Source organism: Streptomyces sp. NA02950, assembly GCF_013364155.1.
Lineage (GTDB): Bacteria > Actinomycetota > Actinomycetes > Streptomycetales > Streptomycetaceae > Streptomyces.
On the sequence record NZ_CP054916.1, the window covers coordinates 8,608,009 to 8,630,312 of the forward strand.

A 22,304-nucleotide genomic window follows, 5' to 3' on the forward strand; every position below is an offset into this window, starting at 1 on the left:
GGGCTCGGCACCCCCTGTGCCCCCGATGCCGACCCACCTCCCGACGGTGTCCCGCTCCGCCCGGCGCACGCCCTGGCAGCGGCCGTGGCCCTGGACGGCGCGGGCCGCCTGTGCCGCCCTCACCTGTCATGTGGCGGCCGTGGTGGTCAACTGCACCGCCGAGGGTGTGGTCGACATCGGCGAGAGCGGCGGTTTCACCCTGGGCGCCCTGCTGGTCGCCCTGGACGCGACGGTGCTGCTCACCGTGCTGGCCCGGACCCAGCGGCAGTCCGTCACCGACGGGGAGGCCGAGCGATGAGCTTCCTCGACCCGAGAACCCTGGCGTTTGTGCTCTTCGCCTGCTTCATCGCGGTGTCCTTCCTGCTGTGCATCCTCGCGGCCACCGGCAATGACGACCCCACCGAGTTCTACCTCGGCACCGGTGGGCTCAGCCCGATGCAGAACGGCCTGGCCATCGCGGGCGACTACGTCTCCGCCGCCACCGTGCTCGGCACCACCGGCACCATCGCGCTGGCGGGGTTCGACGGGGTGCTCATCGCCTCCTCCACCGTGCTCTCGATTCTGATGTTCATGCTGGTGATGGCCGGTCCGCTGTGCGGCCACGGCCGGTTCACCCTGGGCGACGTACTCTCGGAGCGGCTGAGCGAACGCCCCGCCCGGATCAACACCGCCGTGGTCTGTGTGGTGGTCACCCTGCCCCTGCTGCTGGTCCAGCTGAACGGCGCGGGGTCGATGATGGCCCTGATGCTCGGCATCCCCGGCAGGGCCGCGGTCACCGGCTGCACCGTCTTCATCGGATCGCTCATGGTCTGCTACGCCGCGCTCGGCGGGATGAAGGGCACCGGTTTCATCCAGATCGTGAAGACCTTCGTGCTGTTCACCGCGTTCATCCTGCTCGCCGTGCTGGTGCTCAAGCGGTTCTCCTGGAACCCGGTCAGCCTCTTCGGATCCGCCGCGGACGCCAGCGGCTTCGGCAGCACCTTCTGGCAGTCCGGCCGCCAGTACGGCGACTCCGCCGCCGGGCGGCTGGACGTCCTCAGCGTGCAGCTGACCATCGCCCTGGGCGCCAGCTGTATGCCCCACATCACCATGCGGCTCCATCCGATCCGCGGGCTGCGGGCCGCCCGGGCCGCCACCACCTGGGCGGTCGGCGCCGTCACCGCCCTCCTGGTGCTGATCGTGATCGCCGGTGCCGGGGCCGCCGCCATCGTCGGCGGAGCGGGGCTGCGCACCGCCGACCCCACGGGCACCAACACCCTGCTGGTGCTGGCCCGCGCACTCGACCCCGGGACCGAGTCGGCCCACCGCAGTCTGCTCTTCTCCATCGTCGGCTGCGCGGTCATCGTCACCACCCTGGCGGCGGTCGCCGGGCTCACCCTGGCCGCCGCGGCCTCCCTCGCCCACGACGGCCTCGCCAAGGTCGTCTTCCGGGGGAGGCTCTCCCCGGACCGGGAGCTCGCCGCCGCCCGTACGGCGATCGTGGCCGTCGGGGTGCTGGCCGTCATCCTGGCCGTGGTGACCCAGGACTGGAACCGGCAGGTGCTGATCTCCTTCACCTTCGCGGCCGCCGCCTCGGCCCTGCTGCCCGCGCTGTTCTACGGGACGATGTGGTCCGGGTTCACCGCCACCGGACTGCGCTGGTCGCTGTACGGCGGACTGGTCCTGACCGTGGTCACCATGACCTTCTCCCCGTCGGTCTCCGGCACCCCGCTCGCCGTCTTCCCGGACCGCGACTTCCACTGGTTCCCGCTGTACAACCCCGGCCTGGTCACCATCCCCGCGGGCTTCGCGCTCGGCTGGGCCGGTTCCCGCTTCGGGCGGCGGCCGCGCCATGAGCAGCGGCCCGCATCGGACCCGGCGCCCTTCGCCGCGCACCCGGGCTGACCGTACGGGGGCCGGCCGAACCGAGGCCGGCCGGCCCCCGTGCGGTCCTTCGTGCCGCTCCCGTGCCGCCCCGCGGTCCTGGTAAGCCCTGGTGAGTAAGGGGTACTCCCATTCGGAAATACCAGGCTGAGGCCGGTGTCGAGGGCACGGGAGGGATCTACATTGGCCGCCATGACCGAAATTCACGGCTCGTGCGACGAGCGTTTCACGGCTGTCAAGAAGGTGTTCCAGGAAAATCTGGAGAATGGCACGGATGTGGGCGCCTCCGTTGCCCTGTACCTGGATGGCGAACCCGTGATCAATCTCTGGGGCGGCCATTTCGACGCCGATCGCACCCGGCCCTGGGAACGGCAGACCCTCACCAATGTCTTCTCCAGCAGCAAAACGGTCGCCGTGCTGTGCGCGCTGGTCCTCGCCGACCGCGGGGAACTGGACCTGGGCGCCCCGGTCGCCCGCTACTGGCCGGAGTTCGCCCAGTCCGGAAAGGAAGACGTGCTGGTCGAGCACTTGCTCGCGCACTCCGCCGGACTCCCCGCCTGGGACGAGAAGGTGTCGTTCGAGGACGTCTACGACTGGGAGAAGTCGACCTCACTGCTGGCCGGGCAGACCCCGCGCTGGAAGCCCGGCAGCGCCAGCGGCTATCACGGCTACACCCAGGGCCATCTCATCGGCGAGGTCATCCGCCGGATCACCGGAGTGACCATAGGCCGCTTTCTGGACGAGGAGATAGCCGGACCGCTCGGCGCGGACTTCCACTTCGGGCTGGAGCGGGAGCAGCACCACCGGATCTCCCCGGTGATTCCGCCGCCGCGCATCGCGGGCGGAATCGACATGGCACACCCCATGGCGCAGGCGCTCAACAATCCGCCGATATTCGAAACCGGCCACAAGGTCGCCTGGACCCCCGAATGGCGTGAGGCCGAACTCCCCGCCTTCGGCGGCCAGGGCAACGCCGAGTCGATCGCCGCGCTCCAGTCCGTCCTGGCGAACGGCGGCGAGGCCCGCGGAGTGCGGCTGCTGTCGGAGGCCACCTGTGACTCCGTCTTCCGCACCCGCACCGACGGCCTCGACCTCATCCTCCAGTTCCCGGTGCGCTGGGGCCTCGGCTTCGCGCTGCCCACCGAGGCGTTCCCGCTCTCGCCCAACCCGCGCGCGGGCTTCTGGGGCGGCGCGGGCGGTTCCGGCTGTGTGGTCGACCTCGACGCCCGGATGGCCTTCTCCTACGTTCCCAACCGCATGGTGGACGAGGGCGCGGTCACCAACGACCGCTGTATGACGCTGCTGGCCACCGTCTACGGGTCCCTCGCGAGCTGAATCCCCGGTCCGGCAACACCACGGTGGCCGTGCGGAGAACCGCACGGCCACCGTCGGCGTCCAGAAGGACCTCAGGAAAGGGGCTCAGGAGTGGTGGGTCTCCTCGTACATGGCGTCGATCTCCGCGGCGAAGCTGCGCTGCACCTGGGGCCTGCGCACCTTCATACTGGGTGTCACCTCGCCGCGCGCCTGGTCGAAGTCGCGGGGCAGCACCGTGAACCTCTTGATGGTCTGCCAGCGCTGGAGCCCCGCGTTGACCCCGTCCACATAGCCCGCCACCAGCGCCCGTACCTCCGGTGAGCCGCACAGCCCGGCGTAGGTCGGATCGGTCAGACCCCGCTCCCGCGCCCAGGCCGTCAGCGTCGGTTCGTCCAGGGTGATCAGAGCGGTGCAGTAGTGGCGGTGGTCGCCCACGACCACCACATTGCTGATGAAGGGACAGGCGCCCTTGAGCCGGCTCTCGATCTCCAGCGGTGCCACGTACTTACCGCCGGAGGTCTTGATCAGCTCCTTGATCCGGCCGGTGATCCGCAGATAGCCGTCCTCGGTCAGCTCGCCCAGATCGCCGGTGTGGAACCAGCCGTCGGAGTCCAGGACCTCGGCGGTCTTCTCCGGGAGGTGGTGATAGCCGCGCATGATGTTCGGACCGCGCATCAGGATCTCGCCGCTGTCCGCGACCCGCACCTCGACCCCGGGCAGCGGACGGCCCGCCACACCCGTGCGGTACTCCAGCAGGCTCATCGAGGCACCGCACGAGGACTCGGTGAGCCCGTACCCCTCCAGGATCGGGATGCCCGCACCGCAGAAGAACAGCCCGATGTCGGGGGCGAGCGGGGCGCTGCCGCTGGTGCAGCCGCGGATCCGGCCGCCGAAGACCTCCCGCACTCCCGCGTAGACCAGCCGGTCGGCGATCACATGCTGCACCGAGAGCCAGAACGGCACCAGCGTCTTGCCGCTCTCCATGCCCTGCCCGCACTCGGCGCCCTTGGCCTGTGCGGCACGGGTGTAGTCCCGGGCCACCCGCGCCGCCCAGTCGAAGATCCGCTGCTTGGTCCCGCCCATCCGGCGGGCCTCGGTGGCCAGCGAGTTGTAGATCTTCTCGAAGACCCGGGGGACCGCGGCCATCACCGTCGGCCGCAGCAGCCGGAGATTGGCCGGAAGCCGCTCCAGCCGGCCGTCCACCGCCAGCGGATAGCCGACCGCGATCTGCGCGCAGAGCAGATTCTTGCCGAAGGCGTGTGCCATCGGCAGCCAGGCGAACTCCAGGTCCTCCCGCGACAGCAGACCGAGTCCGAGCGCGGACTGCGCCTGGAACGACCAGCAGTCGTGGGCCAGCCGCACCCCTTTGGGGCGTCCGGTGGTGCCCGAGGTGTAGATGAGGGTGGCGAGGTCCTCCCGGTCGATCTTCGCCACCGTCTCCTCCACGGCGTCCGGCCGCTCGCGCAAGCGCTCCGTACCCCGTCGTTCCAGTTCGGCCAGCGAGAGCACCTCCGGCCCGTCGGCGTCGTCCGTACCCCCGGCCGACGCCGCGTCCACCGGTTCGAAGGTGACCACGGCGGTGAGCTCGGGCAGCTCGGCGCGGTGCCGCACCACCTTGGCCAGCTGTCCGGCGTCCTCCGCGAACAGCACCCGGCTCCCGGAGTCCGCGAGGATGTACGCGGTCTCGTCGGCGTCGGTGGTGGGGTACACGGTGGTGGTCGCCGCACCGGCGCACATCACCCCCAGATCGGCCAGGATCCACTCCACCCGGGTTCCGGAGACGATCCCCACCCGCTCCTGCGGACGGATGCCCAGGGACATCAGCCCGGCGGCGATCGCCGCCGCGCGTGCTCCGGTGTGCGCCCAGGTCAGCGAGTGCCACTCCTCTTCCGCTCCCGGCGCGGCGGGGACCGGGAAGCGGTACGCCTCCGCGTCGGGGGTCGTCCGCACCCGGGAGAGGAAGAAGTGGGCGAGGGAGACCGGGCGGTTGTCGATGGACGGTGGATGATTCACGGTCACCTCTCAGAAGGGTGGGCGGCGCGGTGCGCCGGTGGTGCGCGGACCCGGCGCTCTCATCCCTGAGGGCCGCCCGAGACATAGAGGACCTGCCCGGAGACATACCCCGCGTCCTCACCCGTCAGGAACGACACGGCGTGTGCGATGTCCTCCGGCCGACCGATCCTGGCCACCGGGATCCGCTCGCACATCTGCCGCCGCACCTCCTCGAAGTCCATGCCCACCCGGGCCACGGTCGCCCGGGTCATCTCGGTGTCCACGAAACCCGGGGCCACCGCGTTGGCCGTGACGCCGAACGTGCCCAGCTCGACGGCGAGGGTCTTGGTGAAGCCCTGGAGACCCGCCTTGGCGGCCGAGTAGTTGGCCTGACCGCGGTTGCCCAGGGCGGAGGTCGAGGACAGATTGACCACCCGCCCCCAGCGCTGCTCGGTCATGTACCGCTGGGCCGCGCGGGTCACCAGGAAGGCGCCGCGCAGATGGACGCCCATCACCGTCTCCCAGTCCGGCTCGGACATCTTGAACAGCAGGTTGTCGCGCAGCACCCCCGCGTTGTTGACCAGGACCACCGGAGGGCCCAGCTCGGTCGCCACCCGGCTGACGGCCGCCTCCACCTGTGCGCTGTCGGAGACGTCCGCCGTGACCGCCAGGGCCGTGCCTCCGGCCTCGGTGATCTCGTCCGCCACGGACGCGCACGCGGTGCCGTCCAGGTCCCAGACCGCGACCGCCATACCGTCGGCGGCCAGTCGTCTGGCCGTGGCGGCGCCGATGCCACGGGCGGCACCGGTGACGACGGCGACCCGGCGGGGGGAGTCCGGCATGGTGTTCCTCCTGCGAAGCGGTGTGTCGCTGCGAAGCGACGTGTCGGTTGCGTTCGGCCCGGTACGCACGGCCTGCCGGCCCGGCGTACCGAGGGCCCGTCGCCTCGACGGTGGCGCCGTCACCCTGGGCGGCACCGTTGACGCTTCCGCCATCCAACGTCCGCCGCCGGGGCCGCGAATCCGTAGGACCACTGGTCCGGCCACCGGGCGCCTCGGACCGCTGGACATCGTGGCTGCCGGCTCGTAACACTGAGCTCAGCGGCGCCCGCCGAGCGGGCGGTCACCCACCGCGGGATCCCTCCGGCCACCACGCCCCCCGACCTCCGGTACGCCGTGCGGCGCACCGGCCGGGCAGCCCCGCCGGATCCGCGGTCGCTTCCCACCCGTGTCCCCGCGACCCCGGCCGGCACGGAGATCCACTGTCCTCCGCACCCCGCGGCCCCCACCGTGCCGACCGCGGTGGGGTGTGCCCCGGCGGTGCGGCGCAAGGAGGCGAACATGGGGCCGTTGACCGGCCTGAAGGTAGTCGAAATCGGTGCCCAGGGGCCCGGTCCGTTCGGTGCGACGGTGCTGGCCGACCTCGGCGCCCAGGTCGTGCGGATCGACCGCCCGGCCCAGGTGGGCAAGGACTTCGACGATGTGATCCTGGGCCGCAGCCGCCGTTCGGTGGCCGCCGACCTCAAACATCCGCGGGGCGCCGCGGTGGCGATGCGGCTGATCGGCCACGCCGATGTGCTCGTCGAGGGCTTCCGCCCCGGTGTCATGGAACGCCTCGGGCTGGGCCCCGACGCCTGTCTGGAGCACAATCCGCGGCTGGTCTACGGCCGGATGACCGGCTGGGGCCAGGACGGACCGCTCGCCCAGGCCGCCGGACACGACATCAACTACGTTGCGCTCTCAGGTGCGCTGGCGGCCATCGGGCGGCCCGGCAGCGGTCCGGTGATCCCGCTGAACCTGCTCGCCGACTTCGGCGGCGGAGGCATGCTGCTGGCCGTCGGGGTCCTCGCCGCGCTCCAGTCCCGCACCACCACCGGCCGCGGCCAGGTGGTGGACGCGGCGATGACCGACGGCGTGGCCCAGCTGATGGGCGTCTTCTACGCGCTGTCCCAGCAGGGCGGCTGGTCGCCCCGGCCGGGCACCAACTGGCTCGACGGCGGTGCGCACTTCTACGACACCTACGAGACCGTCGACGGCCGCCATGTGTCCTTCGGTGCCGTCGAACCGCGGTTCCAGCAGGTGATGCTGCGGACCCTCGGCTTCGATCCGGCCGACTTCCCCGAGCCGTACGAGCCCACCCGGTGGCCGGAGTACAAGAAACGGATCGCCGGGGTGATCCGGCAGCGCACCCGTGACGAGTGGTGCCGGGTGTTCGACGGGGTGGAGGCGTGCTTCGCGCCCGTCCTGACGCTGGACGAAGTCCCGTACCACCCGCACCACATGGCCCGCGGCAGCTTCGTGTCCCACGAAGGGCTGCTCCAGCACGCGCCCGCGCCCCGGTTCGCCGGTACGCCCTGTGCGCCGCCGACCCGCGCCGCCCGGCCCGGTGAGGCCACCAGGGCCGTGCTCACCGAATACGGCTACGCCCCCGAGGAGATCGCGGACCTCCTGGCCACCGGAGCGGTCGCCGCCCCGGACGGCCCGCGCTGACCGCCGCACCCCACCGCAGACCACCTTCGAGTACATCCGGATCCCAGGCAAAGGACTCGCTGTGACCACCGAAGCATTCATCTACGAGGCGATCCGCACCCCGCGCGGACGCGGCAAGAAGAGCGGCTCGCTCCATGGCACCAAGCCGATCACCCTGCTCACCGGGCTCATCGACGAACTGCTCGGCCGCCACTCCGGTCTCGACCCGGCCGCGATCGACGACATCGTCCTGGGCTCGGTCATGCCCGTCGGCGACCAGGGCGGCAACATCGCCAAGACCGCGGCGCTGGCCGCCGGGCTGCCCGACACCGTCTGCGGAGTCCAGCTCAACCGCTACTGCTCCTCGGGCCTGGAGGCGGTCAACACCGCTGCCGCGCGGGTGCGTTCGGGCTGGGACAGCCTGATCATGGCCGGGGGAGTGGAGTCGATGTCCCGGGTGCCCATGGGCGCCGACGGCGGCGCCTGGGCGTTCGACCCGGAGACCAGCCGCAAGGGCGCGTTCGTCCCCCAGGGCGTCAGCGCCGACCTCATCGCCACCGTGGAGGGCTTCAGCCGCGAGGATGTGGACGCCTACGCGCTCCGGTCCCAGCAGCGCGCCGCGGCCGCCTGGTCCGGCGGCTACTTCGCCAAGTCGGTCGTCCCGGTGGTGGACCACGGCGTCCCGGTCCTGGACCACGACGAGCTGGTCCGCCCGGAGACCACTCTCGCCGGGCTCGGCAGCCTGCGGCCCTCGTTCGCCGAGCCCGGCGCCCTCTACGACCCGATCGCCCTCCAGCGGTACCACTGGGTGGAGCGGATCGACCATGTGCACACCGCCGGAAACTCCTCCGGCATCGTCGACGGCGCCTCCCTGGTCCTGGTCGGCAGCGAACGGGCGGGCGCCGGACTCGGCCTGACCCCGCGTGCCCGGATCGTGGCCGCCGCCCTCACCGGCACCGACCCGCTCATCATGCTCACCGGCCCGGCCCCGGCCACCCGCAAGGTGCTCGACCTGGCCGGTCTCACCGTGGACGACATCGATCTCTTCGAGCTGAACGAGGCGTTCGCCTCGGTGGTGTTGACGTTCGTCAAGGAGCTCGATCTGCCGATGGAGAAGGTCAACGTCAACGGCGGCGCCATCGCCATGGGCCACCCGATGGGCGCGACCGGCGCCATGCTCGTCGGCACCGTCGTCGACGAGCTGGAACGCCGTGACGCCCGCCGCGCCCTGGTGACGCTGTGCATCGGCGGTGGCATGGGCATCGCCACCGTCATCGAGCGGCTGTGACCGCCGCCCACCCCCTTCCCGACCTCCCCTCCGCCCGCGCGACCCGCGAACGAACAGGACACCTCCTATGACCGACAGGGCCGAAACGACCGACACCATGATCCGCTGGGACCGCGACGAGGACGGCATCGTCGTCCTCACCATGGACGACCCGGCGAACTCGGTGAACCTCATGAACACCTCCTTCACCGCGTCGCTGCAGAGCACCGTGGAGCGGCTGGAGGCCGAGCGCGCGTCGGTGACGGGTGTGATCCTCACCTCCGCCAAGCGCAGTTTCTTCGCGGGTGCCGATCTGACCGTGCTGCGCCGCACCGCTCCTGAGCGGGTCCCCGAACTCGCCCGCGTCTCCGATGAGTTGAAGGGGCTGCTGCGTCGGCTGGAAACCCTCGGCAAGCCCGTGGTGGCAGCCGTCAACGGCGCGGCCATCGGCGGTGGCCTGGAGGTGGCCCTGGCCTGCCACCACCGGATCGCCCTGGACGCCGAGGGCAGTGTGATCGGCCTGCCCGAGGTGACCCTCGGGCTGCTGCCCGGCGCCGGCGGACTGACCCGCACGGTGCGCATGCTGGGCCTGCACAAGGCGCTGGTTGACATCGTGCTGACGGGCCGTCTGTTCCCGCCCCGCGACGCCCAGCGGCACGGGCTGGTCGATGTGGTGGCCGCCTCGCCCGAGGACATGCTCGGCCAGGCCCGCCGCTGGATCCTGGACCACCCGGAGTCGGCGCAGCCGTGGGACGTCGAGGGCTACCGCATCCCCGGCGGCGCCGCCACCTCACACACCTTCCTCTCCCAGGTCGTGGTGCCGTTCTCGGCCACCGTCCGCAACCGCGGCCGCGGCACCCCGATGGACGCCCCGCACCACATCCTGGCCGCGGCGGTCGAGGGCACCCAGGTGGACGTGGACACCGCGCTCGCCATCGAGACCCGCTATCTCGCCGAACTGGCCTGCGGCCAGATCTCGTCGAACATGATCAAGGCGTTCCACTTCGACTCCGAGCACATCGCCAAGGGCGGCGGCCGCCCCGACGGCCACCCCCGCCACCAGGCCCGCAAGGCGGTGGTCCTGGGCGCCGGAATGATGGGCGCGGGCATCGCCTACTGCTGTGCCAAGGCCGGTATGGACGTGGTCCTCAAGGACGTCGACCTCGAGGCGGCCGAGCGCGGCAAGGCGTACTCGCGGAAGATCCTGGACAAGGCCGTGGAGCGGGGCGGGATCGGAGAGAGCGAGCGCACCGCGGTCCTGGGCCGGATCACCCCCACCGCGCGGGCCGGGGACGCCGCCGGGGCCGATCTGGTCATCGAGGCGGTCTTCGAGAACGCCGAGCTGAAGAAGAAGGTCTTCGCCGAGGTCGAACCGCGTCTGGCGCCCGGCGCCGTGCTCGGCTCGAACACCTCCACCCTCCCCATCACCGGTCTCGCGCAGGGGGTGGGCCGCCCGGAGGACTTCATCGGGCTGCACTTCTTCTCCCCGGTGGACAAGATGGCCCTGCTGGAGATCATCGTCGGTGCGAAGACCACCGACGCCACCCTGGCCAAGGCGTACGACATCGCCCGCCAGCTCGGCAAGACCCCGATCGTGGCCGGTGACAGCCGTGGCTTCTTCACCAGCCGGGTGATCGGCACCTTCCTCAACGAATCGCTCAACCTGATCGCCGAGGGGGCCGCCCCGGCCTCCGTGGAGCAGGCCGGGCTCCAGGCCGGATACCCCACCGCGCCGCTGGCCCTGTGCGACGAACTCAACATGAAGCTGTCGCAGAAGGTGCGCCAGGAGGCCATCGAAGGCTACGCGGCCGACGGCCGCACCCTGCCCCACCAGCCCGCCTACGATGTCATCGACCGCATGGTGGACGAGTTCGGGCGGCCCGGCCGCCTCGAGGGAGCCGGTTTCCACGAGTACGCCGACGGCAGGCGGGTGCGGCTGTGGCCGGGTCTGGCCGACGCCTTCGGGGCCGGTACGGCCGATATCCCGCTGATCGACATGGTGGAGCGGATGCTCTTCGTCGAGGCGCTCGAATCGGTGAAGTGCCTGGACGAGGGGGTGCTGCGCTCGGTGCCGGACGCCAACGTCGGATCGATCCTCGGCATCGGCTTCCCCGCCTGGACCGGCGGTGTGCTCCAGTACGTCAACCAGTACGAGGGCGGTCCGGCCGGATTTGTCGCCCGCGCCCGTGAACTGGCGGAACGCTACGGAGAGCGGTTCCAGCCCCCGGCCTCCCTGGTGGAGCGGGCCGAACGCGGTGCGTTCTACGAGTGACGCCTCACCGCGCGGGTGAGTGAGGGAGCCCGGGTGCGGTGCTGGCGAAGCAGCGCACCCGGCTCCGTGCAGGCCACGCTGACCAGCACGTTCTACGATGAGAACAGCGCGCTGACCGGAGGATGAGGATCAACCACACGCATCACGGGACGTACGGCCGGGCCACCGAGCTGGCCGTGATCGACCGTGTTCTCGACGGCGTCACGGCGGGCCGCGGTGGCCTGCTCCTGCTGCACGGCGAGCCGGGCAGCGGCAAGAGCGCCCTGTTGGAGCACGCCAGGCGGCGCGCGACCGGCCTCGGCGCGGGCCTGCTCGGGGTGTGCGGCGCCGAGGAGGAGTCCGGCTGCCCCTACGCGGGCCTGCACCAGCTGCTGCGGCCCCTGCTGCCACGGCTGCCCGGGCTCCCGGCGGAGCAGGCCGGGGCCCTTTCGGCCGCGCTGCGGCTGACCGGCGCCCCGCCCGCCGATCCCGCGCTGGTCTCCATGGCCGCCCTGACCCTGCTCACCTCGGCCGCGGCCGACGGCGGCGCGGTCGGGCCACGCGGTCTGGTGTGCCTGCTGGACGACGTCCAGTGGGTGGACCGGCCCACCCTGGAGAGCGTGCTGTTCGCCGCCCGCAGACTGCGCTCGGACGGGGTGGCGCTGCTCCTGGCCCAGCGGGACCCCGGACCCCAGGCGCTCGAGGACCCCGTACTGCCCCGGCTGGCCCTGCCCGGTCTCGACGAACACGCCGCCACCGCCCTGCTGGCCGCCACCGCGGGAGTGCGTCCGGCGGCCGCCGTCGCCCGCGAACTGACCGCCCGAACCGGGGGGAACGCCCTCTCCCTGGCCGAACTCGGCACCATGCTGTCCGAGCGTCAGATCCAGGGCGAGGAGACCCTGCCCGTGCCGCTGCCGCTCGGCCCGCGGACCCGCCGGGCCTTCCTCGGCCCCGAGGGCGCCCTGCCCGAACCGGTCCGGCTGGCGCTCCTGGTGGCCGCCGCCGAGGAAACCGGCGACCTGGCCACCGTGGCCGCTGCCGTCGCCCGCCTCGGCCTGGAGCCGTCCAGCCTGGAGGCCGCCGAGGAGAGCGGCCTGATCACCGTCATGGGACGGCGTATCGCCTTCCCCAGCCCGGCGCTGCGGACCGCCGTGCACGGCGGCGCGCCCCTCGCCCGGCGCCGCCGCTGCCATCTCGCCCTGGCCGAGGTGGTACGCCCGCACGAACGGGACGGCCGCTGGGCCGGACACCGCGCGGCGGCCGCGCTCGGCCCGGACGAGGACGTGGCGAACGAACTGGAGCGCGCCGCGGCATACGCCCGCTCCCGGGCTCAGTACGGCACCGCCGCGGACCTGCTGGACCGGGCAGCCCGGCTGACCCCCGACCCCGCCCGCCGGACAGAACGGCTCCTGGACTCTGCCCGTACCGCCTGGCAGGCGGGGCAGGCGTCGCGCACCGAACACCTGGTGCGTGACGCCCTGGCCATCGCCGACCGGCCGGTGGTCATCGGCCGGCTGCTCCAGCTGCGCGGCGCCGTCCGGATGCGTGGCGGTGTGCTCACCGACGCCTACCGCGCACTGCGCTCCGCGGCGAGGTCGCTCGCCGACGAGGCTCCCGACGAGGCCGCCCACTGTCTGATCCAGGCGGCGGAGGCCGCCTCCCACGCCGGGGACCCCGGCCGCTTCCGGGAACTGTCCGCGGCGGCCGGACGACTGGCCGGCGGGACGCCGATGACCGACGGCACCCGGCTGCTGCTGACCGGTATCGACCGGGTGGTGGCCGAGGACTTCGAGCGCGGCACCGAACTCATCACCGCGGGCATCGACGCCGCCCAGCGGGCGGGCGAACCGCTGCTGGTGGGCTGGGCGGGCGTCGGCTCGCTCTACCTCGGCGAAGCCGCCACCGCCTTCGCCCTGTTCGGGCGGGTGGCCGAGGCGGCCCGGGCCTCGGGCCACGTGGGTGTGCTGCCGAGCAACCTGGAGTTCACCGCCCAACTCGAGCTGTACAGCGGGCGGATGGCCAACGCGGAGGCCCTCACCGACGAAGGGCTGCGGCTGGCCCGCGAATCCGGCCAGGAGAACCTGGCCGCCATCCACCTGGCCCGGCGCGCCTTCATGTGCGCCCTGCGCGGCGACGAACGGCAGTGCCGCGAGGCCGCCGACGAGGCCCTGGGCACCGCCCTGCGCCGCCGGATCGGCCTCGCCGTGGCCACCAGCCGCCACGCCCTCGCCTGCCTCGCCCTGATGCGCGGCGCCTATCCCGAGGCGCTGCGGCTGCTGGAGCGGGTCGCGGTCGCCGAACCCGGCGCGGGCCACCCCATCGTGGCGTTCTTCTCGCTGCCGGACCGGATCGAAGCCGCCGTTCGCTCCGGGGAGCGGCAGGCCGCCCAGGAGGCGCTGGCGTCCCTGGAGCGCTGGCAGTCCCGTTCGGCGCGCAGTGAGGCCCGGGCGCTGCTGGCGCGCTCCCGCGCGCTGCTGGCCTCCGACGACACCACCGCGATCACGTGTTTCGAGGAGGCGCTGTCCCTGCACAGCGGCAGTGTGCCGATCGAGAAGGCCCGTACCGAGCTGTACTTCGGCGAGACCCTGCGGCGGGCCCGAAGACGCCGGGACGCCCGCGCCCATCTGCGCTCGGCCGCGGCCACGTTCGACCGGGTCGGCGCCACCCCGTGGGCCGAGCGGGCCCGTCAGGAGCTGCGCGCCACGGGGGAGCCGGCCCGCGCCGGCGCGTCCGCCCGGGGCACCGGGGAGCGGCTCACCCCGCAGGAGATCCGGATCGCCCGGCTCGCGGCGGAGGGCAGCACCAACAAGGAGATCGCCGCCCAGCTCTTCCTGAGCCCCCGGACCGTCGAGTACCACCTGTACAAGATCTTCCCCCGGCTGGGCATCACCTCCCGGACCGATCTGGCCCGGCTGTACTTCGAGGACCCGCTGCTCTTCGACTGATCCGCGAACGGTCCGCCACGAGGACGGGCCGCCGCCGCACCGGCGGCGGCCCGTCGTCGGCCGCTTTCCCCTCCGGCGGCGGGTCAGGCGGCGGGCGGCAGGTCCACCAGAAGCGCCAGCGCCGACCGGTGCCGGTCGGCGGTGCCCAGCGCCAGCGCGCCGCTCTTGGCCCGCTTGAGATACAGATGCACCGGGTGCTCCCAGGTGAAGCCGATACCGCCGTGCAGTTGCAGCGCGGCCTCGGCGGTCTCCACCACCGCCTCCGAGACGAACGCCTGCGCCAGCGACGCCTCCAGCGCGGTGTGCGGCGAACCGGCGTCCAGCGCGGCGACGGCGTTACGGGCCACCGCCCGCGCCTGCGAGACCAGCCCGTACAGATCGGCCAGCCGGTGCTTCACCGCCTGGAACGAACCGACCGGCCTGCCGAACTGATGACGCTCCCTCACATACCCCACCGTGGTCGTCAGACACCATTCGGCCACCCCGAGCTGCTCGGACGCCAGCAGCGCCGCCCCGGTGGTGAGCGCCACCTCCAGCACCCGTATCGCCTCGTTCCCCAGGGCCACCGGCACGGCGGGCGCCGAGCGCAGGGTGAGGTCCGCCAGCGGCCGGGTGAGGTCCAGCGAACGGCGCGGGGTGACGGTCACGGTGTCGCCCGCCGCGGCGAGGTCCACCAGATACAGACCAGGGCCCGCCGCACCGGTGGCCGGAACCAGCAGCACCCGCGCGGGCAGCGCGTCGGCGACGCTGGTGACCGTACCGCTGAGGGCGGAGCCGCTGAGCCGCACCGCGTCGGGGAAGGGCAGCCCGGGGCTGGTGGAGAACGGTACGGCCAGTGCCGCGGCCCGACGGCCCGCGGCCACCTCGGGCAGCACCCGGGTCTCGTCCGCCGCCATCAGCGCGGCCGTCACCAGCACACTGCTGCCGAGATACGGCACCGGCGCCACCGCGCGGCCCAGCTCCTCCAGGACCACGGCCGTCTCCCGCCAGCCCGCGCCCGCGCCGCCGTACTCCTCGGGCACGCTCAGACCGGTCACCCCCAGCTCGGCCCCGAGCGCCCGCCACAGCCCGGTGTCGTACGGCTCGTCGCTCTCGATCCGGGCGAGCAGCGCAACGGCCGGGCAGCGGTCGGCCAGCAGGGCGCGCAGCGGAAGCCGCAGTTCGTCCTCGACCTCGTTGTACAGCAGATCGACTGTGGGCTCAGTACTCACCTGGGGAGGTCCTTCCACGGGATGGTCTTGTCGCTCCGGGGCTCCGGCGGCAGTCCGAGCACCCGCTCGGCGATCACATTGCGCAGGATCTCCGTGGTGCCGCCCTCGATCGAATTGCCCTTCGTCCGCAGGTAGAAGAAGCCGAAGGAGCGGGTGGAGAAGTCGTCGTCGGGCTCCGGCCGCCGGAAGGTCCAGTCGTCGTAGCCGAGCCCCTCCTCCCCGAGGAGGTCCAGGGCCAGCCCGGACATCCGCTGGTTGAGACCGGCGAACGCGATCTTCGCGGCGGAGCCCTCCGGACCCGGCTGCCCGGCGGCCAGCTGCTGGCGCAGCCGCTCCGCGGTCAGCCGCAGCGCCTCCGCGTCCACCCAGGCACGCACCACCGAGGAGTGCAGCCCGGAGGTGCGCAGTTCGGGCCGCTCCCGCCAGAGCCGGGCCAGCCCGCCGGCCAGACCGCCTTCGCGCGGCATCGCCCCGGCGCCGATGGCGACGCGCTCGTTCATCAGCGTGCCGGAGGCCACCTTCCAGCCGTCGCCGACCGCGCCCACCCGGTGGGTGTCCGGGATCCGCACATCGGTCAGGAACACCTCGTTGAACTCGGCTTCACCGGTGGCCTGGCGCAGCGGCCGCACCTCGACACCCGGGGCCCGCATGTCGACCAGGAAGTAGCTCAGCCCCTGGTGCTTGGGCAGCTCGGGGCCGGTCCGGGCGACCAGCAGCCCCCAGTGCGCCTCGTGTGCCACCGAGGTCCACACCTTCTGGCCGTTGACCACCCAGTCGCCGGTGGCCTCGTCCCGCTCCGCGCGGGTGGCCAGCGCCGCCAGATCGGAACCGGCGCCCGGTTCGCTGAAGAGCTGACACCACACCTCCCGGCGGGTGAACAGCGGCCGCAGGAACCGCTTCTTCTGCGCCTCGTCACCGAAGGCGAGCAGCACCGGGGCGGCCATGCCGAGCCCGATGGTGTGCAGCCCCGGGGCGCGTGGCGGCGCCCCGGCGGCCGTGAGCTCGTCGTCCACCACGGACTGGAGGGCGCGCGGTGCGCTCAGCCCGCCGTGTCCGGGCGGGAAGTGCACCCAGGCGAGCCCGGCGTCGAACAGCGCGCCCAGGAACTCCACCGGGTCGGTCGTGGCCGGGTCATGGGCGGTGACGACGTCGTGAACGGCCGACCTGAGCCGGTCGGCCGTCCACGTCCTGTCCGTCCGCTTGTCCGTCCGCGTGCCGCGCGCCGGTTGTGCTGATGCCATGCGGATTGCCTTTCAGGGGGCGGGCGCCGCGCTCGACGGCCCGGCGCGCTGATCCGGTGTGGACCCCGCTTCCGCCCCCGGGGCCGCCGCTTCGGCCCCGCTCGGGGGCGGAGCGGGATTGCCCCTGGCCGGAATCACACGGCCGGGGCTCGCGGCCCGGGTTCCGTCCCCACGGCCCGGCCGCCACGTCCAGTGGACCACCGTCCCGCACCACGACGATGAGTGATCGCTACTCCATCGCGGCCATCCGCCGTGAGGCGTACGTCACTCCCAGGGGTCCAGGTCCACGACCGCCTTCCGGGCCGCCTCCAGCAGCGCGTCCGGCATCGGCACCGCCTTGCGCGCCACGGTGTCCATATGCACCCCCGTCAGCACGGTCACCGCGCAGATCTCACCGGTGACCGCGTGTTCCATCCGGTGGCAGAAGCGCACGACCTTGCTCTTCGCCTCCAGGAACGCCGAGCGGATCACCACGGTGTCCCCGGCGTGCAGCTCCCGCCGGTAGGAGATCCGCTGGTCCACCGCGGCCGTACCGCGGCCCTCGGAGCGCAGATAGTCCGGAGTGAGGCCGACGGAGGCCATCAACTGCCAGGTGGCCTCGTCGAACTTGCCCACGTACCACATGACGTTCATATGTCCCATGTGGTCGCAGTGCCAGGGGTACACCGTGCCCCGGTAGGTGACCGCCAACTCCGTCATACGCGCCCGTCTCCCTGTTCCGCCGTGCTGATCAGCACACGCTAGACGGTGCGTGGTGCGAGGGAATGAGCAATGGCTACTCCATCGCGCCACGCACCACGGCCACCAGCCGGGCCGCGATCTCCTTGTCGGTGAGTCCGCCGGCGGCCGGCGCCGCCACGTACGCTCCCGCGGCGACAAGGTCGGCCCCTCGCCCAGGAAGTGCGCGGGCCGGCTCCGCGTAGACCTCGGCGGCGTACGGCTGCGCCCCGCACGCCGTTCACCCTCACGTCCGGTCAGGGTCGGGCGCTCGGACACCGCCGGGCCGAGCGGTCCCGGTACGGGACACGAGGCGACGGGGGGACGCCGCAGCCCGCACGGCTGACGTCATGCTGCCTCTTCCGGACCATCGGGAGAGTCATCAGCCTCCGCCCCCTCGGGGACCACCGCATCCGTAGAACCACCGGTGGCGATCGGTGGCCACCGGTGGTCGCTCAGGCCCGGGACGTGCAGGTCCCGAAGGGTGTCAGATTCTGGCCCGCCGGTGGGCCGCGACCCGCTCGCGGGTGGCGCACCGCCGGGAGCAGTAGCGGCGCTCGGGGCCACTGCCCAGGGTGAGGAAGACATTCCGGCAGCTCGGCGAGGCGCACACGCCGCCGGGCGGGCGCTGCCGGTCCCAGATCAGCACGGTCAGCGCCATACAGGACGAGGCGAGCAACCACTCGTCCCACGGGGCGTTGTCGTCGCTGTCGAGATGCGGATGCCACGGGGAGGTGCCGTCGTGAGAGCTGAGCCGGACCCGGCCCGTGGCCTCCCGCAGCAGGGAGTTGAGCACGGACGCGGCGCGGTCGGTGTCCCCGGCGGTGAAGACCTCGCGCAGACGCCCGGCGGCGGCCCGCATCGCGGCGACGTCCTCGGCGGAGAGCTCGAGGGGGCCCGGTTCGCCGTGCGCGAGCAGCACCTCGGCGATCGCGGCGGGCTCGGGGCACTCCTCGGCCAGGGCATTGACCAGGGCGGCGGTACGGTGCGCGGTGGCCTGCACCGAATGCCGGGTGGACCAGGCGTCGTTCGGGGGCGGCATGGCCTTACGGTAACGCATCTGGCGCGATTTTGAGTTACCTCCGTAACGTGCCGGGCATGAAGAGGCGTTACTCGCTCGGGAGGTATCTGTCCGGGGCGGCAGCCGCCCGCACCGGGGACGAGACGGCGGGGCCCGCGCTGCTGCTGGCCGGGCTCGCTCTCACCGGCTCGGCGTCCTCGGGGTCGTCCCTGCTGGCGGGCTTCACCGTGGCGGCGGCGGTCGGTGGACCCGTGGCCGGGACACTGCTCGACCGGTCCGCCCGGCCGGGCCGGGTGCTGACCGCGGCGCTCGCCCTGCACGCCGTCGCGCTGGCCGCGATCCCGCTGGGCCTCGGCCGGGTGCCGTTCGCCGTCACCCTCGCCCTCGCACTGGGCGCGGGGCTGCTCGGCCCGGTCCTGTCGGGCGGCTGGACCGCCCAACTGCCCAAGCTGATACCGCCGGAGGCCGTTTCGCGGGCCTACGCGCTGGATGCCATGACCTTCGGTCTGGGAACCCTGGTGGGGCCCGCCCTCGCCGGAACCGTCGCGGCCCTGGCCGGGGCACCGGCCGCCGTGGCGGTGGCCGTCGTCCTGCTCTGCCTCGCGCTGCCCGCGGCCTGGACGTTGCCCCCGGCCCGGCGCCCGGTTCCGGCAGTGCATCGGAATCGCCCGGTCCTCACCGAGCTCACCGCCGGGGCCCGCGCCATCCTCCGCAACCGGGCCCTGGCCCGCGCCACCGCCACCTCCGTGATCACCTGTGCGGGCGAGGGCGCGTTCATCACCTGCGCTCCGCTGCTCGGTGCCGCGGTGTTCGGCGGGGCGGACCGCGGGGCGCTGCTGCTGTCCGCCTCCGCCGCCGCGTCACTCGCCGCGAGTGCGCTGCTCTCCCGCCACCCCAGTCCGCTGCGCCCGGACGCCGTCATCGGGGGCAGCGCCGTGGTCCTGGCCATGGCGTCGCTGCTGGCGGCCAGCGGACGGCCCGCCGTGGTCATCGCCGCCGTGCTCCTCGCCGGGGCCGCCGAAGGCCCCGGTCTCGCCGCCCTGTTCGCGGTGCGCCACCGTGAGGCGCCGGAGCGGCTGCGCGGCCGGATCGTCACCACCGGCGCCGGTCTGAAGGTCACCGGCTTCGCCCTCGGAGCGGGCCTGGCCGGGCCGGTCGCGGCCCGGTCCCTCCCCGGGGCGCTGCTGACCGCCGCCGGGTTCGGCCTGCTCGCGGCCCTCGTCCACACCCTGATGTCCCGTGGGTGGATGTCCCGTGGGTGATGTCCTCTCCTTCTGATCCGGCGCCCTCGAGTGGACCCCGGCTCGGGGCGTCGTTCTCCCCGGAAGTGCGCCGCGATTCTTCTCGCATGCGGCAGTTGCGGGTCGATGACCTTTTCCGGCGCGTTGACGGCCCGTCCGAAACATTCCCCTCTCCTGGAAATCCCGGAAATCCCGGAAATCCCGGAAATCCCGGAATGGGGTGGGGCGGTCGTACACGGAATGCGCACGGGTCTCGAGACCGCTCCGTGTGTATGCCACGATTTCGTTCATGGAAGAACTGATAAGCCTCCTCCCTGTCGAGGCCGTTCGGCTCGACGTACAGGTGGCCGATTGGCGCGAAGCGATCCGTGTCGCCGGTGGACTCATGGTCGGCACGGGTGTCACCACCGATGACTACACCGCCGAGATGATCGCCAATGTCGAGGAGAACGGGCCGTACATCGTCATCGCCCCCGGCCTGGCCTTCGCCCACGCACGGCCGTCCCCCGCCGTCCTGGCCACCGGAATGTCCTGGGTGCGGCTGGCCGAACCGGTCACCTTCGGGCACGCGTCGAACGACCCGGTCGACCTCGTCGTGGGCCTCGCGGCCGGGGACTCCGGCGCGCACACCGCGGCGATGGCGGGCCTGGCCCGGCTGCTGGGCGACCCCGGCACCGCGTCCGCCCTGGCCGCGGCGGCCACCCCCGAAGCGCTGCGCGCCGTCCTCGCAGGCGGGTCCGAACCCGAATCCGCCGAGCCCAGAACCACCGCGCCCGAACCCCCCGCCGCCGCGGCCACCGAACCCGCGGCCACCGGCGCGGCGGAGACGGCCGAGGCCGGACCCGCGGCCCTGCACAAGATCCTCACCGTGTGCGGCAACGGCGTAGGCACCAGCCTCTTCCTCAAGCACACCCTGGAACAGGTGCTGGACCACTGGGGCTGGTCCCGGTACGTCACCGTGGAGGCCACCGACACCATCTCCGCCAAGGGCAAGGCGTCCGAGGCCGTCGCCCTGCTCACCTCGCGCGAGATCGCCAGGACCCTGGGGGATGTGGGACGGCCGGTGAAGGTCGTCCAGGACTTCACCAGCACCGCCGAGGTGGACGCGGTGCTCCGGGACACGTACGACGTCTGAACGACGGGAACAGTAAAGAATCATGGGCTGGCTTGTCACCCTCGCGAAATTTCTCGTCAACGAGATCCTGAGCGAACCCGCGTATCTGATCGGCATCATCACCGCCGTCGGACTCATCGCGCTGAGGAAATCCGCCGGGCAGATCATTGGCGGTGCCATCAAGGCGACACTCGGATTTCTGCTCATCGGTGCGGGGGCGGGGTTGGTCACCAACTCCCTTGCCCCGCTGGGCACAATGATCCAGGGTGTCACAGGCGCCCATGGAGTCATCCCCACAAATGAGGCGATCGTCGGTATCGCCCAGGACCGATTCGGCTCCCGGGTCGCCTGGCTGATGATCCTGGGTTTTGTGGTCAGCCTGCTGCTGGCGCGCTTCACCCCGCTGCGCTATGTCTTTCTGACCGGACATCACATGCTGTTCATGGCGACCCTGTTGACCGTGGTCCTGGCCGGCGCCGGACAGCCGACGGTCGCCGTGGTCGCGGTCGGCGGAGTGCTGCTGGGCATCCTGCTGGTCGCCATGCCCGCCTTCGCGCACCCCTGGACCAAGCGCGTCACCGGCAATGACACCGTGGCCATAGGCCACTTCGGCACGGCCGGGTACATCGTCGCGGGCGCCGCCGGACGGGCGGTCGGCAAGCGCAGCCGCAGCACGGAGGAGATGAAACTCCCCGAGGGACTGCGCTTCCTGCGCGACTCGATGGTGGCAACCGCCCTGTCCATGCTGCTGATCTACCTGGCGCTGGCGGTGGCCTTTCTCGCCAAGGAGGGGAAGAAGGCGGCCTTCAAGGCGTTCGCCGACGGCTCCGGTGGTGTGGCCACCGGCACCGGCAACTATCTGATGCAGTCGGTGATGCAGGGCCTCCAGTTCGGCATCGCCGTCGCGGTGATCCTCTTCGGTGTCCGGACCATCCTCGGTGAGCTCGTGCCGGCCTTCCAGGGCATCGCCCGGAAGGTCGTGCCTGGCGCCCTGCCCGCGCTGGACGCGCCGATCGTCTTCCCGTACGCGCAGAACGCCGTACTGATCGGCTTCCTCTCCAGCTTTACCGGCGGTCTGGTCAGCCTGGGCCTGCTGACCTGGATCTTCAACCCGGCTTTCGGACTCGTCCTGGTGCTGCCCGGGCTGGTGCCGCACTTCTTCACCGGGGGTGCCGCGGGTGTCTACGGCAACGCCACTGGCGGGCGGCGCGGCGCGGTCGTGGGCGCGTTCCTCAACGGGGTGCTCATCACCTTCCTGCCCGCGCTGCTGCTGAAGGTGCTCGGTGCCTTCGGTGACCAGAACACCACCTTCGGCGACGCCGACTTCGGCTGGTTCGGGGCGCTCATCGGCAACGCGGGCAAGGCCGGTGGCGCCGCGGGCCTGGTGGTCATCCTGCTGATCGGCCTCGCGGTGCTGGGCGCCGCCGTGCTGGTGCAGAAGCGGGTGGTCGACACCGGCTGGGACCCGGGCGCGGCGCGCGACGCCCTGATGCCCGCCCCGCCCGCCGCATCCGCCGAGGTCGGCGCGGCGGTCCCGGCGGCCTTCGCCAGGATCCCGCCGCCCGCGGGCGCCCCGGTGCCCCCACCGCCGCGCTGACCCCCACCGCCGCGCTTCCCCCGGTGTCCGGTGGTCCCGGGACACCCCGGGACCACCGGTGG

The 22,304-nt window shown here is 72.5% G+C and carries 16 protein-coding genes; 10 read left to right on the plus strand and 6 right to left on the minus strand.

What is annotated here, in order from left to right:
• The first annotated feature begins 25 nt into the window (after nt 1-25).
• The 3 genes from HUT19_RS36940 (at nt 26) to HUT19_RS36950 (ending at nt 3,198) form a co-directional block, all read left to right on the plus strand.
• On the plus strand, nt 26-298 hold the full coding sequence (locus tag HUT19_RS36940; protein ID WP_176185007.1) for a hypothetical protein: 273 nt from the start codon (nt 26-28) through the stop codon (nt 296-298).
• Nucleotides 295-1,884, plus strand: coding sequence for a cation acetate symporter (locus HUT19_RS36945; RefSeq protein WP_176185009.1), 1,590 nt, complete (start codon nt 295-297; stop codon nt 1,882-1,884). The genes HUT19_RS36940 and HUT19_RS36945 overlap by 4 nt, the downstream gene beginning before the upstream one ends.
• 171 nt (nt 1,885-2,055) lie before the next feature.
• The gene (locus HUT19_RS36950; RefSeq protein ID WP_176185012.1) at nt 2,056-3,198 is read left to right on the plus strand and encodes a serine hydrolase; all 1,143 of its coding nucleotides are present in this window, start codon (nt 2,056-2,058) and stop codon (nt 3,196-3,198) included.
• Nucleotides 3,199-3,282: 84 nt separating this feature from the next.
• On the opposite strand, the gene HUT19_RS36955 is transcribed toward HUT19_RS36950, so the two are convergent.
• Nucleotides 3,283-5,190, minus strand: coding sequence for a long-chain fatty acid--CoA ligase (locus tag HUT19_RS36955; RefSeq protein ID WP_176185014.1), 1,908 nt, complete (start codon nt 5,188-5,190; stop codon nt 3,283-3,285).
• Nucleotides 5,191-5,249: 59 nt separating this feature from the next.
• Nucleotides 5,250-6,011, minus strand: coding sequence for a 3-oxoacyl-ACP reductase FabG (gene fabG / locus HUT19_RS36960; RefSeq protein WP_176185016.1), 762 nt, complete (start codon nt 6,009-6,011; stop codon nt 5,250-5,252).
• 498 nt (nt 6,012-6,509) lie between these two features.
• Here fabG and HUT19_RS36965 point away from each other — a divergent pair, with 498 nt between their 5' ends.
• The 4 genes from HUT19_RS36965 (at nt 6,510) to HUT19_RS36980 (ending at nt 14,100) form a co-directional block, all read left to right on the plus strand.
• Nucleotides 6,510-7,658: a CaiB/BaiF CoA-transferase family protein gene (locus HUT19_RS36965; RefSeq protein WP_176185018.1), complete on the plus strand. Its 1,149-nt coding sequence runs from the start codon at nt 6,510-6,512 to the stop codon at nt 7,656-7,658.
• 61 nt (nt 7,659-7,719) lie between these two features.
• On the plus strand, nt 7,720-8,925 hold the full coding sequence (locus HUT19_RS36970; protein WP_176185020.1) for an acetyl-CoA C-acetyltransferase: 1,206 nt from the start codon (nt 7,720-7,722) through the stop codon (nt 8,923-8,925).
• A gap of 67 nt (nt 8,926-8,992) precedes the next feature.
• Nucleotides 8,993-11,176 (plus strand): 3-hydroxyacyl-CoA dehydrogenase NAD-binding domain-containing protein, encoded by a 2,184-nt coding sequence (locus tag HUT19_RS36975; protein WP_217712325.1) that lies wholly within the window; start codon nt 8,993-8,995, stop codon nt 11,174-11,176.
• Nucleotides 11,177-11,298: 122 nt separating this feature from the next.
• On the plus strand, nt 11,299-14,100 hold the full coding sequence (locus tag HUT19_RS36980) for an AAA family ATPase (RefSeq protein WP_176185022.1): 2,802 nt from the start codon (nt 11,299-11,301) through the stop codon (nt 14,098-14,100).
• An 83-nt stretch (nt 14,101-14,183) separates the two neighbouring features.
• Here HUT19_RS36980 and HUT19_RS36985 read toward each other — a convergent pair whose 3' ends face one another.
• The 4 genes from HUT19_RS36985 to HUT19_RS37000 form a co-directional block, all read right to left on the minus strand.
• On the minus strand, nt 14,184-15,311 hold the full coding sequence (locus HUT19_RS36985) for an acyl-CoA dehydrogenase family protein (protein WP_176185024.1): 1,128 nt from the start codon (nt 15,309-15,311) through the stop codon (nt 14,184-14,186).
• Complete coding sequence (locus tag HUT19_RS36990; protein ID WP_176185026.1) at nt 15,308-16,552, minus strand: acyl-CoA dehydrogenase family protein; 1,245 nt, start codon at nt 16,550-16,552, stop codon at nt 15,308-15,310. Before HUT19_RS36990 ends, HUT19_RS36985 begins: the two co-directional genes overlap by 4 nt.
• 264 nt (nt 16,553-16,816) lie before the next feature.
• Complete coding sequence (locus tag HUT19_RS36995) at nt 16,817-17,251, minus strand: thioesterase family protein (RefSeq protein ID WP_176185028.1); 435 nt, start codon at nt 17,249-17,251, stop codon at nt 16,817-16,819.
• Between the two features lie 505 nt (nt 17,252-17,756).
• Nucleotides 17,757-18,311: a CGNR zinc finger domain-containing protein gene (locus HUT19_RS37000; RefSeq protein WP_176185030.1), complete on the minus strand. Its 555-nt coding sequence runs from the start codon at nt 18,309-18,311 to the stop codon at nt 17,757-17,759.
• Between the two features lie 56 nt (nt 18,312-18,367).
• On the opposite strand from HUT19_RS37000, the gene HUT19_RS37005 reads away from it, so the two are divergent.
• From HUT19_RS37005 to HUT19_RS37015, 3 genes are all read left to right on the plus strand, one after another.
• The gene (locus tag HUT19_RS37005; protein WP_176185032.1) at nt 18,368-19,552 is read left to right on the plus strand and encodes an MFS transporter; all 1,185 of its coding nucleotides are present in this window, start codon (nt 18,368-18,370) and stop codon (nt 19,550-19,552) included.
• Between the two features lie 268 nt (nt 19,553-19,820).
• Complete coding sequence (locus HUT19_RS37010) at nt 19,821-20,666, plus strand: PTS sugar transporter subunit IIA (protein ID WP_176185034.1); 846 nt, start codon at nt 19,821-19,823, stop codon at nt 20,664-20,666.
• A gap of 22 nt (nt 20,667-20,688) precedes the next feature.
• Entirely contained in the window at nt 20,689-22,242 is a 1,554-nt protein-coding gene (locus HUT19_RS37015) for a PTS ascorbate transporter subunit IIC (RefSeq protein WP_176185036.1), read from the plus strand.
• Nucleotides 22,243-22,304: the final 62 nt, after the last annotated feature.